Below are 14,943 nucleotides of genomic sequence, written 5' to 3'. Positions count from 1 at the left end.
TATCGAACAGGGGTTTTTCCTATCGGCGAATACCCTCGACCTCGATTATCTTCACTAGACAAACCGGTTTCATCACCCCAATAAATTTCAGCTTTTTCAGCCTTTGCTCGCCTTTGAATCTCTGGGTTCTGGTGTTGGATGCACAGCCAGAGAACAACGCCAGTGACACAGCCAACAAACCTGCAATAATACACTTGTGCATAAGCACTCCTCTTGTTGAGTGAAGAAAATTTTTATTAAATGATCATCAAACCCAGTTGCGTATCAGGAAAGCTGTCTAAATATTATTCAGTTCACAGGCTTACGTCAATCTTAATCTGCTCTGTTTCACACATTTTTCACTGAATGATACTTCCGCAGCCTGCCCGCATCTGCTGATTCCCCTCGTCGGGTTCATGGTGGACTTACACCACCAAGTGTCTGCGCCCTGCCGGGCGCACAAAAAAAAGGGCTGCCGAAGGCAGCTCCTACCCTACAACAGTCTTAAAAGCAAACCTTCTTATGGGGTATTAAAAACAGGACGGGAGTCTCAATATTGATACACTTAATTTACAATTTATAATCCGGAATATAGTAAAACAGAGACTTATTCAGTTATTACTGATTACAGTATCGGCATTGATAGTTTCAGGGCTCAGATATGCCGGGCCCTCGATACCAGCCAGTATTTCATTGAGAACTTCTATTACCTTATCACTGGTTAATACCCCCGTATGGGTTTCATCAAAGCCATAGACAGATTTTGCGGAGAATTGAGCTGCCGGGAACAATTGACTTCTAATGCCTATTGTACCGTCACTATTCTCCCCGGTCTTTAGCAGCTTTGGTGAGCGGAATGCAAATAAGAGATAAAATGGAATGTTCTCAGGAATCTTTGTTTTATATAGACTTTCAAGAAAAGCGCTTCCTGATGCAACATCTCTCCACGCCGGTATCACAACAGGTGCCTGCTGTACACCTGCAGCAGCGGATTCTACCCCGCCATAAGGAGTAGCGATGCTGATAAATGCTTTTAGAAACTCTTCTCTATTATCGGAAACATAGTGGTTGACTGCAGCACGTGCCACAAGGCCCCCCATACTGTGGGCACAGATAACTACACTTCTCTTTCGCATGTCAAAAACTCTCTGAGAAAGGAAGATTTCATAGAAAATATCAGCAATCATCTGTAACCGCTCTCCGGAGGGATAGTAGAAAAAGAGCGGTTCATAACGGGATCTGTCGATCTTCTCAGCTATGTATTTGAACTCACGGGGAGTTCCCCCGAATCCATGGACAAAAATTATGGGATTTTTGTTTGTATCCAGTTCCTCCAGTGCATAGAGGTAGCCACCTGCTCTTTGCAGAAAGGATGCAGGTTCATAAACTCCAAGCATCGCGATATCAGGTGAGAAAATATGATCATCAAGAGTCCGGATTGTACCTGCAGGGTAATACTTCGACTCTACAATTTTCTCCATTTTGTTCACTTTAATGGATAATGGCAAATCAAGGTCATAAACCTTGTTTTCCGCAACTTTCAGGATTACAGGCCCTAAGAGCCTCTGCTGTTTCCTCTTTTTAACAGATAGCATAGGAGAGTCTGTGTAAAAGCCAACACATTCATTGCTCTCAAATAACCCGTCTTTGTTTATATCAGCAAAAACATACATCGGATAATGACCAGGGGGCAGATACAATGAAAAGTAACCGGATTTATAAACCTGGTGGTAATCGACAATTTCGACTTTTCCGAATTTGTGGGAAATGGCAGCCACAAGGAGATTATGCAAGGAAGAATCGGAATTCTGCACCTGTCCATATACAGCGATACAGTCTTCAGGAGACAGAATGCGATTTCTGGACTGTGATATTCTGCTGATTGTTCTTACTCTTACCTTCTTTGTCACCATCCCGAAATAGGAGCAGACACATGTTATTAAAAATGTCAGTAATAGCAGATATTTTGCGAAGCGCAGAATCATCTTTACTCCTGATTCCCAGGTTGATCCGGATGAGGCGGTTTACCTTATAAAGGTAAATTATTTACGCTGAAAGGTAAACTGATCAGACAAGGATCAAGTAATGGATGTGCAGAACCAGATTTCCATTTTTCATTATACTTTGTTGAAATGAGGTGTTTGGCTGCAAAGAAGCTGGATAGATACAGGAATCTCCTATATTATATTAACTGTTTCACCACCCCCAGAGGTGCTACCAATGATAAAAGAGTCTCTCAGCCGGCTCATAGTATTATCTGCTGTCGTTCTATCGAGTGTTTTACCTGTTTTTCCCGGGAACTCATCCAGGGAAGAATCTGTATTCACCAGAACTGTACCGTCAGGCGGTGTTAACACCATAATCCTGCCTGTAGAAAAGTGGGAACGCTATTCTCTGCGCACAACCGGTGAGGAACCGGTTGCACTTTCAGTAGCTGACAGGCGAAACGGTATTTTCATCCGTGATGGAGCAGCCGGGGAGAGAAACGCCAGAATAGATTTGTTTCTTGATATTGGGGAGTACAAACTTCAGACCCAGGGCTTGAAGACAGCCAAAGGGGAAGCTACTGTCAGGGTTCTTCCTTTTACCTTTCCTTCAGATTTCAAGCCATCCTACCTTGTTCCCCTGCGTGAGATAAACCTTGAACTGCGTGACATGCAGCAGTTAGCGTTCTGGTTTGAAGTGGACTCAGACACCACCATTTACATTGAGGCTACAGGCCGTTGTCTTGAGGACATGCGACTTTGGCGCAATGGTGAATGGATAATCGAGACTCAAGATTATCATTTCACACACAGAATAACACCGGAAACCCCGCTCAAGGGTATAGCCATGGTTGCCCGGCTTCAGAAGGGGACATACATGGCAGGTGTTTATGGGGGACCGGGGCTGAGCTGGTCCTTGGACAGCACTGATTATCCATTCTACATTCAGTATGGGATAGAACAGGTACCGGAAAACAGTATTTCATCTTTGACAATCCCGGCCAAAGGGTATTTACAACTGCTTATTGCACCCGGAACTCAGAGGGTGATAGTGGAACAGGCTGATAAGTCGCGACTTTTTCTGGAAGGCAGTACAGGTGATAATTTTTTTCAGCACAGCCGTGCAGCCATAGATTCAATTCACAGCAAATCAGCAACACCCCGGGCTTCTATTCTTTTCAATTCATACATGAAAAGAAGGGCTATCCGCATAACCGGAAAACCGGGGCAGACTATTACTCTTCAGACAATGGGCAGATTAAAGTCAGAAATTTACAGTAAAGAAGAATCCGAATACTGGATCTCATCATTCCATTCAGGCAACCACAATGATCAGATCGGAGCCAGTGGAGTCATAATCAACCTCTCCGACAGTTCGATTCTTGCTCTTGAAGCAGACACAGTATCCCATGACAGAGGTATGGCACGCAAGTTTAATCTTCTTCAATCGATGAACACCTTTGTATGGGTTGACAGTGGGGGAAAATATACAATCACCCCTGGAGGTACAGGAGCCTCGTGGCGGATTTACCGTTATTATTTGAAGCCTCCCAAAAACTTCAAATACCCTGATTTTCGATCTAAACCGGGAAATGTCGATCTAAACCGGGGACTTTATCGCCTTGATCTTACACCGGAGTCAAAAGGGGTAACCACTTTGAAAATCTCCAGGGCATCTCTTGCTGACGGGATTATTTCAGCCGGGAAAGCGGTTCTGAGTATGACAGATGACAATCAGGTATGGGACCCTCCCCGTCGGGCAGTTCAATTTCCAAAACTAAAGATTTCTCCGGAAACACGCTTCAGAATTGTATTGAACGATCAGTCCCCAGAGACCTACTCAGTCTCCGTCAGGAAGTTACCTGTTAACCCTGAAGAGCCTTTGACAATCTGGAGTAAACCTGGTCATAGAGTGAATATACCACTCAAACTGGAGAAAAGACGCTTTATCACTGTGACAGATGAGAGCTGCAGGATGGTTCCCTTCATCATCAACGGAAAAACGTATGAGAATGGAGTGGAATTAGACTCCGGTACATACAGTTTGACTATCAGGGAAAAAGAAAAAGGCACAAGATTTCTCTCTCTTAAAGCTGTTGCACCGGAGCGAAAAGCCTCATCACCAATACCCGCATTCCCGGACAGGAAAAGGGATGCTCTGCCGGGGTACACTTCAGTAGAGCCGGGCAAGGTTGTGTATTTTGATCTGGACCGCGAAAGCAGCAAATCTTTCGCATTTGAGGTAAAAGAGCCGGCATTTTACAGGATCGAAACCACCGGCAGGCTTGCCACCAGGCTATCTCTCCGGGATCGATTTTCTGTTTTCAAACGAAGTGCACAGCAAAATGGAATCGGCAGGAATGCCATGTTAATAGTCTACCTGCTTACAGGGAAATACCAGATAGACGCCACCACTCTTGACAGGTCAAGCGGACACCTGGGGTTGACTGTATACCTTAATCCATTGATAGATGGAGGACTGCTGGAAAAAGACCTTGACAACAGGACCATGGTTCCGGCATTCTCCGGGGTAACTTACAATCTCAACGTACCCTCCGACGGAACATACCGTATCGAATCCATCGGACAAAAAGGGAATTTTACAATCAGGCTGGAAGACATGGATGGCTGGCCTTTTGAGCCTGTGGAAAACAAAGAGCCATATCAGTGTTTTTTAAACCAAGGCACTTTTAGACTTATCTCACTTCCATACCAGCAGGACAGCCGCCGTATCGCACGTCTGACTGCAATTGGCGAAACCAGAAAAATCAAGGGGAAAGGGCCTCACGTTCTGGAGCTTAACACACCTGTCTCATCTACCTGGACAGAAGAAAACCCGGAAAAAAAAGACAACCCCGGAGCACCGGTTGTATTTACATTTAATCTTCCGGCTCCGATCACCTCCAATCTTTCCATATCAGACGGTTTCAGGGTATCACTTTACAAAAACAATTCCGGTTCACCGGAATTCACCTTCAGCGGCAGAAAAAAAAGCGATCTGGAAAAAGGGAACTATCGGCTGCTTGTAGAGCCGCTTCGCAAAGGAAATCTTGCCCCCTACCAGGTTTCAGTCAACACAAACGATCTTATAGACAACCTGAGCTACAATGTAACACGTCCCAAAACTATCCGTGTAAGTGTCGGAAATACAAGTGTAGTGGAACTGATGAGCCAGGGGACACTGGATGTCTCTGCACAACTGCTGGATGAATCAGCAAAAAAAGTTATCGCATCGAACGATGATAGTTACCTTGACTGGAACTTTGCGATCTCAAGGATTCTCAAGCCGGGAAGATATTTTCTAAAAATCAATTCACCTGAAGAGCAATTTACATCAACTCGTGTTTTCATGAGATCACTGGCTGATACATTAATGGATACCATTTACAGTTCAGGTACTGTAAAGACCATTAGATGCAACCTTAACCGTCATATCGGCATTTTCCCTGTCAGTTTATCGGATACCGGAGATGTAATCTGCTGCGCGCTTCAGGGAAGTGCACAAACGGGGTGCTCGATAGAACGCAGAGTCGGCTCTGAGTGGCTACCGATCGCACAAAGCCAGGGTATCTCCCCTGCTATTTCTGCCCCAAAAGACAGAGAGGGAGAATATCGTATCCGGGTCTGGTCGGACTATACAGTAAACAAAGAAATCACTGTTTCCTGTGTAACAATCAACACAGACCTGTACTCGTGGAAGGATATTTCCGGTGGTTTTACAGTTTCAACACAACCTCTGGGAGAAAATCACTGCGCGTGGTTCAAGGTTGACCTGCAAGATAGGGCACCGGGTCATTTCCGCATGAAAGGTGACCAGGTAAGCGCAATTTCAGTTTCCACAGCAATTGATTCCATTTTCCAAAAAGAATCCTCACCATGGTTCTCATCCACAGAGCGATATGCATGGGTGGAGTTGAAATTCGACAGAGAAGGCAAGTTCAGGGCAAAATTCGAACCGGTTGTACTTGAAAACGGGCAGTCATTGACAGTCGATTTATCCGGCAGCTCTCCTTGTATTTTTGACACAAAACAGGCTGGAAAATCAGTAGCACTCCTCTCTGTCATTTCTGAAGGTAATCATCCTCTTTCAGGGGTACTCAGAGGAGGAACCGAAAATGCTCATGGTTTCAATGTCTGCGGAATAAGCATTGGAAGCGATGTGTGGTTCAGCGATGGAAAGTGCGCCACTGTATCACTCCCTGAAGACAAAGATAAGATTGCTGTGTGGAATTCACTTCCGGTTTCCGATGGTACCGATCCTGTAGCACATCTGACATGGTCGGAACTGCCGCTTTCAGATCTCGGTGAGCAGAGTCATGGAGTTTTTACCTGGACTCCTGAAAAACCGTCAGCACGCAAGATCAATTTCCCGAAAGGCTCCAGATACCGGCTCCGTGTTACAATTCCTTCCGGCGGAGCAGCATTGATTGTCAACAGTGATGGAACAAGGGTTCTTGATGTAGCTAAGGATGAATCAAAAGTCAAGGATTTTACAGGACAGGTCGGAGCCTTGTACCTGCTTGGTTTCAAGGAGGGAAAAGGATTCAGTATCACTTCACTGGAGCTTTCATCAGGACAGGAATATGCACTGGAAAAAGCATTAAAGATGGGTGATAAACTGGAGGTAAAGACACTGAAAGAAGGAACTATGATTCTCCCTCTCCCTCTCTCTCTATCCTCATCAAAGAAAAACCTCTATTACAGTGGAGCAGTCAATGCTGTGAACTGGACAGGCAGAGACGGGCTGTTGAGGAAAAGTATTCCCAGCGGGACTTCTGTCGGGCCCGGTGGTTTATTGACAGTCGATCATGGCAGAGGCTGGATAAAAATGGATCTTTGCGGAGGATCTTCACGTTCCGCTGTTATAGAATGTAAATGGGGCCAGGGATTTTCATCCAGTAAAGAGACAAAAATTTCCAAATCTTCGCAGGTCAGACTTTCGGGTGCAACAAACTGGTTTTCCTTTGACATAAAAGACACCCGGCATGTTAATCTCGGTGTGCCCTGCCCGCTTTCAGCGATACTGCTTAAGGATGGCAAGGCTGTACATTATCAGGAGGCATTGGAGTTGTTTAACTGGGATCTTCCTCTGGTCAAGGGTAAATACAGGCTCGGGATTCATCCAATCGCAGGATCAAACCTGGATGGCGCGGAATTATCGGTTATCTTCAGACCAGTTGAAAAATTGAGCGAGAAGTCTCCCTTCAGCGCATTTATCGCTCCCGGGGAGAGCCGGATGCTTTCCTTTGATGTTTCTCAAAAGTCGGCTTTCGGTATAGGTCTCAGGCAGACCAGGGAAACTGCAAATGCTGTTCTTTTTGACAATGAGAGTAATCCGCTTGCTGTGGGAAAGCAGCAGTTCCTGAAACTGGACAAAGGCACATACTATCTCTGGATCCGTATTCCGTCATCTGCTGAGGGTACAGAGTGTACAGTTTTTCTCTTCGGACAGGAACCTCCACCCAATGAGCCGCCTGAGAAGCTTGTAAAGTGGTTTATCTCAGGAGCAGAGGGTCCAAGACCGTTCTACAGTCAGACAGAAGATAAATTCTGATGTGGGGAGCGGATTTTCCCCACGGGAAAGCTCATCACATGTGGAGATAAACAGGGAGGAACACAACGAAGCTGAGGAAGAATATGAAGAAGAGGAGTATTGTTTTTTTGTATCAACTATAGAAAAAAGGATTCATTGTTATTATTTGTATCTGAATTATCTCTCTGGAAAGTAAGATAAACAGATACAGGATAAATATAAGGAAGAGCACCTTCTCATTTTGACTTAATAAAACACTGTCAGGAATATTTATGGGAATCATTATTTCTTTGAAAAGGACGTCAGGAAAACCACGCAGGTCATTTTCCCTGGAATCACATCTCTGCAGAATAACCCTGATGATCTTTTTACTGGCCTTTTCTCTCTTTTCGGGTGAGCCATATGAATATGCTCCAGCCGATTTAAAACAGGTTTCAAATCAGAGCAGAGAACCGGTAATGATAATGCCTGGAACTTTTCTCCGGGAATATGATCCTGTAACAATCATGTACAACAGGGACATGAATCCAAAAGGAAGCGGTCCACTTGACGAACCCGAAAAGTATGTAATAATTAAGCCTTCCCATCCTGGGGAATATCGCTGGCTCGATCCCAGAACAATAGAATTCCGTCCTACAGTACCCTGGAAAGCAATGCAGACATATACTGTAAAATCAGAGAATGTCAGTAAAACACTTACAGTACTTCTGATGCCTCCTGCAAGCATAAACCCATCTTCGGGGAGCCGTGAACTGGACCCGGTTTCACGTATAAGCCTCAATTTTACACAGCAGATACCCACTGAAGTTCTTGCCAAACTCGTATCTTTTGAAGCCTGCCCCCTGCCCGGCATAGAAACAAAGAACTGCCGGAGTTACTCAGTTGCGGATTACACCATAAAAATGTCGGAAAATTCCAGCCGTAATTCTTATACTTACTGGTTTATTTTCAAAAAACCTATACCAAACGGGCTGCGGGTAAGGACCACTGTGCGTCTTTCTTCAGAGAAGGACCTGGCGGAAGCCAGACGGGTGTATTTCTTTGAGACCAGGAAAGATTTTACAATTGATAAAGCCGGGACTTACGAATATCAGTTCACAATGAACCCGACTGGCAGTGCATACGGGCGTGACCAGGCTCTGCGATTATCTCAGGACGGGACCCTTATAATTGATTTCTCCGCCCGCCCCGCCTCTTTGACACTATCCCAGGTTAAAAGTTTTGTCAATTTTTCACCTGCTCCAAGGAAAATGGACTGGTCACTTTCCGGTACCCGCCTTACAATAAAGCTTACCGTAGAGCAGGAAAAACTTTACAACGTCATACTATCTCCCGTAAACATACAGGACAGCGACGGAAGAACTCTGCAGCTCAAAAATCAATGCAGTTTTTTCTGCTACCAGCCCCAGGACAAACAGTATGTGCGCTGGGGACAGGGAAACGGGCTTGTGGAGCGTTACGGCCCCCAGCATTTTCCCCTCTCTGTCAGCGGAATAAAAAGTATCGATGTTCGTGTTTACAAAATTGATCCTCACCACAAAGCTTTCTGGCCATATCCCCACTCCCCTGTTACAGTGAGTGAAACCAGCCTTCCTCCCGGCCCCGGAGAGGAGCCAACGTTGGAAAAGGAGATAGCATCTCCTCTTAGTTCTCATGAGATCTCACAGCACATGAAGATGCTTGGAAGTCCACACTACTCAGATGTAATCGATCTGGATAAAGAGGGAGTCTCAAGATTCCAGTCGATCGATCTTCGTCCTCTTTTTACAAAGATTTCCGGAGAGAACCGTCCTGGAACATATCTTGTGGGTTTCAGAACGCTTGACGGATCTACTGAGCGGTCCTATATCCGGGTACAGGCAACAGATCTATGTGTCAGCACTGTAGAAGCAAAAAGCGAGGTACTCTTCGCTGTCACCTCTTTTTCTACAGGAAAGCCTGTTGCCGGTGCAGAGATAAGAATCGAAGGGCTTAAAGAAAAAGAGTTTTCCAAACTTATCCAGGGAAAAACAAATGAAAATGGAATGTATGTACTTGAACACAGTGAATCACTGAAGGAGTTGTTCAATAATAGTGCTATCAAGAGAATTACCATCTCCAAAGATGATGATATTCTTGTTCTTGATAGCAGAAGCTCCGAGGCGCCTCCTGCATTCGCCAACCGTCACTGGTTTCAATCACGCTCATCCTGGTTTGAGTGGCTTTCAAACGACCGCTACGATTTCCGCAAAGATCGCAAGGCTGCTGCCTTTGTTTTTACAGAACGCCCAATTTACCGCCCCAACGAGACTGTCTACATAAAAGGCTATATTCGCACATTGTACCATGGAAATATTATGAAGCCGGATGAAGAAGCAATTTACGAGATGACGATTTTTTCTCCATCCGGAGACCATTACAATTATAAAATCAAGCTTTCCGATGTTTTCAGCTTCAACGACAGTCTTGTCAAAAAAGACCTCCCTACGGGCAATTATCAGGTTCAGGTTACCAGAAGGATGCCGGAAGAGGGAAAAACTGTTATAGCCGGTACTTCCTTTGCAGTTGAGGCATACAGAATTCCAAAATTCGAAGTAAAACTCTTCGGGCCTGACAAGGTACCAAACGACCGCCCGGCAACCGTCCGTCTGAACGCATCATACTATGCCGGAGGTAAAGTTTCAGGCCAGAGAGTATCCTGGAAAGTAACCTCCTTTCCCTTTTCCTATATCCCTGAAACAGTGACTGGTTTTCTGATGTCTACAGACAGCCGTTACGGTGCAGTTGAGGAGGAACGTCATCAGGGTGTTATTGAGCAGAACAGTGTTACAGGAGAGAACGGACAGGACACAATTCTCATAAATGTTCAATCGGCAACAAACAGCAATGCCCGGAAATACATTTGTGAAGCTACGGTAACCGATGTTGACGAGCAAACCGTATCAAACCGTCACTCCTTTATCGCCCTCCCTCCATTTGCGCTTGGTCTGAAAGTAGACAGATATATCACAGGCTCTTCGTCAATAAAAGCAGAAATCGTGGCTGTGGGCATATCCGGAAAGCTCGAGGCGGGACACAAGGTAACAGTTCAGCTTAAAAAGATGTCATGGATCTCCTACCTGCAGGAGACAGATTTCTCCCGTGGTAAACCAAAGTATTTAACCCAGGAATCGGTTGGGCTTATAGCAGAAAAAACTGTAACCACAACCGAATCACCGCTTAAGGTGGAATTTACAGACCAGGAACCCGGAGTATTTATTCTCGAGATTAGTTCCCGTGATAAACTGGGACGTCTTCAGTTATTGAAGGCTGACCTTTTTCTTGCCGGAAATAAACCTGTGACATGGAAAAAAGGTGATAACCTTATGTTTGAAACTTTGCCGGACAAGGTCAGTTACAAGCCGGGTCAGAAAGCAAAGATTCTGCTGAAGAGTCCCTATCAGCGTGCGATGGCCCTTGCGGTAGTGGAGCAGCCCGGAGGAATACCGACTTACCATTGGATAGAAGTCTCCGATGCCCAGGGCAGCTTTGAGTTATCGATTACAAAAGAGATGTCTCCACGTATCCCTGTGAGTTTCCTCCTCATGCGTCCGCGCATCAGCAAAGAAAAACGTATTCCCGATGGTGTGAGTGTTGATGCCGGGAAACCTCAGACTGTTGCCAACACGACATGGCTTAAAATAGATCAGATTGATAATACATTAGATGTTTCTCTTATACATCCCCGCACCGTTCGTCCGGGTACTAACGTTGACATGACAATAAACCTCAAAGACGGACGCGGGAAGCCCAGTGATGGAGAGGTCGCACTGTGGCTGGTCGATGAGGCGGTGCTTTCACTAGCGAAGGAAAAGCCCCTGGATCCTCTTCCCTCTTTTACAACCGATGTCTCCTCCCATATTACTCTGCGCGACAGCCGTAATATGGTTTTAGGCGACCTGCGCATACCTGAAAATCCGGGAGGGGATGGTTCTGAGAGCGAAGCAGAGCTTTTCGGAAAGGTGACAGTCAGGCAAAACTTCAAGACAGTCCCCTACTGGAATCCATCGGTAAAGGTTGATAAATCTGGAAAAGCGACAGTGAACTTTAAAATTTCCGATGATCTGACTAATTTTGCTGTCCGTGCAGTCGCTGTCTCCGGCACTGACCGTTTCGGTACAGGCAAATCACAGGTCAGGGTACGTCTGCCCCTTATTATTCAACCCTCACTCCCTAGGTTTGTAAGAACAGGAGACAAGATCAAGGCTGGAGGGGTAGCACGCGTGGTTGAAGGGCCCGGAGGTAAAGCATCCTGGACAATTGAGGCAAAGGGAGTAAAGATTGTAAAGGGATCAGGAGGCAATATTACTCTCGATGAATCAAAGCCGCTTCCCCTTCTTTCCGAGTTTTACGTCCCAGACCCGGGATTCGATTCACTGGGACGGTTTCTCTCCGATTCCATAAGCATCACAATGTCTGTTGTCCGGCGAAGTGACAAGGCATCCGATGCATTCAGCGTGAAGCTCCCATTACTAAGTGACAGGGAGGCTATCCACGAGGATTTCTTCGCAGATGTTGCCCCTGACAAACCATTGTCAATTCCAGCCCTCACAGGTGCCGTGCGTGAGGGAACACTGACAAGGCAGCTTGTGATAAGCGACCAGTTGGGCATACTGAAAGCGATTGCCGGGATGACCGCTCTTGTCCAGTATCCTCACGGATGCACTGAACAGAGGATAAGCCGTGCATACCCGGCGGTTGTTTATCATGATATCTGGTCGAAGTTCGGTCTTGAGGCTCCTGCAAAGTCGGTAAAGAAAGACGTGGCTCAGCTCATGGATTATCTTTCAGAGGTACAGAGCGAAGATGGGCTGTTTGCTTACTGGCCAGGTGCACAGAGTTATGTCTATCTGACCTCTTACGCAGTTGAGTTCCTGACAGAAGTCAAACGTGCAAATGAAACCTCCGGTGCCGGGTATCAGTTCAATGAGCAGATGTACAGGAAAGCTCTTGACGCCCTTAAGAGAGCACTCAGAACCGATTACAGTCATTTTCTTGACGGCCATGTATTCTTTGAGCGGTCTGCCGCTCTCCGCGCACTTGCAAATGCGGGTCAGCTCGATATCGGCTACGCCCGCGAGCTCTCTTCCCAGACCGGTGAAGCAGATCTTCAAAGCCAGTCGCGTATTTATGAAGCACTTCTTAAAAACAGCGCGGCTCTGGGTTCAGAACTGAAATCACTTGGGAAACATATCTGGGAGCAGACTGTTTTCAAGATGGTTTCCGGTAAAGAGGTATTCGCCGGACTCCAACAACGCTGTTTCAGGACTGGAGCGCGAGTACATACAAATGAGATTACCGCCCTTGCATCGATGATTAGTGCGTTCAGCCAGCAGGAGAAACGGCCGGAAAAGCTCAATCAGCTTGTTGATGAACTCATTTCTCTTGGTAAGGATGGAGACTGGGGGTCAACTCAGGCAAACTGCCTTGCACTGCTGGCTTTAAGAAGTTTTATCACCAGTGATGTACCGAGTACTCCTTTCAATGGCTCTATAAAACACGGGAATACCACAAAGATTATATCCAATACAGGGAAAGAGAGTACCCTCAGTTACAGGTGGACAGATCCATCCACAACAGCTTTCACGCTTGATAAAACAGGAAAGAGTAAACCGATACATGTGAAATTTTCGCAGCGGTTCATGCCCAAAGAACCAGGAAGCAAGGCTCCTGCCGTGCAGAAGGGATTTGTAGTGAAACGGGAGTTTATCTTCATAAGCGACAGCGGATCAACACGGCGTGTCTGGCTTGACAGTGCAGGAATGACTCACAGGATAAAGCCGGGAGATATAATTGAGGAACATCTGCAGGTTAAAAATCCGGCTAACCGTTACTTTGTTGCAGTTTCAGCCCCATTTGCCGCCGGGCTTGAATACATGAATCCCCGTCTGGAGACAAGTGGAGAAAATGCCCGTCCCATGGGAAAAACGACAAGTGCTGGTGACTATCAGGCGTACCTTGATGATCGGGTAGTTTTTTATTTCGAGCAGATGCCCGAAGGAACTTTCGATTTTTATTTTCGTCTGCGCGCGACAGTTGAGGGCGAATTCAGCCATCCCCCGGCTCGTGCTGAAATGATGTATGACATGAAAACTTTCGGGTGCAGTCCGGGAACGAGGGTTGTGGTAGAAGTGGAGTAAAGAACGTAAAAGGGTTCAACGGCATAGCAGCCTGTGTTCTCCCTGTCTGAAACTAACGCAGCAGTATTTTTATGATTTTAACTGAACTATCCAGGAGTATACTGAAAAAATGTAAATACCATTTTTCAAGACTCTCTTTAAGTCAAAGGCTTTTTACTGCCGGTCTGTTTATCTTCATATCAGTATTTTTTCTTCTATTTACTATTGCTATAATTCACGGTCTGGCGGACACACGGCTGAAAAAGCTTTATCCATCCAGACTGTTTCTTGACAGGACACATACCTTCATTGCCTCTGTAGAAAACCAGTACAAGGATTACGGTTACTGGAAGATGCCGGACAGTCTTCCTTCGACTCTGGTCACAGCAGCTCTGGCAGCGGAAGACAGGCGTTTCCATTATCACCCCGGAATAGACTTTTATGCTGTGGGGCGGGCATTTATTGATAATTACATCAGGCGCCGGGGGTATTCCGGAGCATCAACCATTGCCATGCAAGTGGCCCGCCTTCAGAGAGGCAGTGGTGGAGGATGGTATTTCAAAGTTCATGATGCCGCAGCAGCGCTGGGGATGACAACTGTGTTCGGCAGAGAGCGTGTCCTGCGTCATTACTTCCGGATTGCCCCCTATGGCAACCGGATCTCAGGTGCAGCCTGTGCATCCAGACGATACTTTTACAAACCTGTACAGGATTTAAGCCCTGCGGAAGCCGCTCTGCTGGCATCGATTCCAAAAGCCCCCTCACGTTTCAATCTGTTTAACGACAAGGGATTTGCACTTGCCAGGCGGCGCGCGAAGTTGATAATAGATAGATCTTTACAGTATGGATGGATTTCACCAGCCACACATTCTGAGGCTCTGTCTGAGCTTTCATCACTTAGCCGCCCTGTGAAGCAGACCAGAAGCGATGCGAGTTTCCATTTTATCGAGGCTTGCAAATCAAAGCTTGATGGGAAAGGCAGCGGAGTGATCCGCACTACTCTCGATTCCAGGATTCAGGATTCAGTAAACACGATACTGCGCTTGGATTATCCAAGGATGCAGCAGTTTGAAGCAAGGAATGCCGCTGCGATGGTTGTAGATCTTGAAAACGGCCACGTACTGGCTTATATCGGATCGGTTGATTATTACAGCAAACATGGAGGTGCTATCAATTGTGCTGCTCTCCCCCGTTCCACCGGAAGTCTTCTGAAGCCGTTTATTTACGCGGCAGGAATGGAGTGGCAGGGTTATAACGCATCCACAGTTCTGACAGATGTTGGTTTTGATTTCGGTAAAGGTCCGCGTTC

The 14,943-nt window shown here is 46.2% G+C and carries 4 protein-coding genes and 1 pseudogene; 3 read left to right on the top strand and 2 right to left on the bottom strand.

Annotated features, from left to right (window positions below; all coding sequences use genetic code 11):
- Positions 1 to 110, bottom strand: a pseudogene (locus GX089_00625) (IS630 family transposase).
- Positions 111 to 590: 480 nt separating this feature from the next.
- Positions 591 to 1,964 carry an alpha/beta hydrolase gene (locus tag GX089_00620; GenBank protein NLP00974.1) on the bottom strand — a complete coding sequence of 458 codons (1,374 nt, stop codon included), beginning with the start codon at positions 1,962 to 1,964 and terminating at the stop codon, positions 591 to 593.
- Positions 1,965 to 2,199: 235 nt separating this feature from the next.
- Here GX089_00620 and GX089_00615 point away from each other — a divergent pair, with 235 nt between their 5' ends.
- The 3 genes from GX089_00615 to GX089_00605 all read left to right on the top strand — a co-directional run.
- Entirely contained in the window at positions 2,200 to 7,518 is a 5,319-nt protein-coding gene (locus GX089_00615) for a hypothetical protein (protein NLP00973.1), read from the top strand.
- 251 nt (positions 7,519 to 7,769) lie between these two features.
- Positions 7,770 to 13,655, top strand: coding sequence for a hypothetical protein (locus tag GX089_00610; protein NLP00972.1), 5,886 nt, complete (start codon positions 7,770 to 7,772; stop codon positions 13,653 to 13,655).
- 71 nt (positions 13,656 to 13,726) lie between these two features.
- On the top strand, positions 13,727 to 14,943 hold a 1,217-nt coding region (locus GX089_00605), incomplete at its 3' end, for a hypothetical protein (protein NLP00971.1).

The organism is Fibrobacter sp. (assembly GCA_012523595.1).
In the GTDB taxonomy this organism is placed as follows: domain Bacteria; phylum Fibrobacterota; class Chitinivibrionia; order Chitinivibrionales; family Chitinispirillaceae; genus JAAYIG01.
Note: the sequence above shows the minus strand (reverse complement) of the source record. Positions and strands in the feature narration are given on the sequence as shown.

Bases quoted from the DNA above. Each gene is read 5' to 3' on its own strand.
- GX089_00615 (NLP00973.1), top strand. From the start codon at position 2,200: ATGATAAAAGAGTCTCTCAGCCGGCTCATAGTATTATCTGCTGTCGTT.
- GX089_00620 (NLP00974.1), bottom strand. From the start codon at position 1,964: ATGATTCTGCGCTTCGCAAAATATCTGCTATTACTGACATTTTTAATA.
- GX089_00610 (NLP00972.1), top strand. From the start codon at position 7,770: ATGGGAATCATTATTTCTTTGAAAAGGACGTCAGGAAAACCACGCAGG.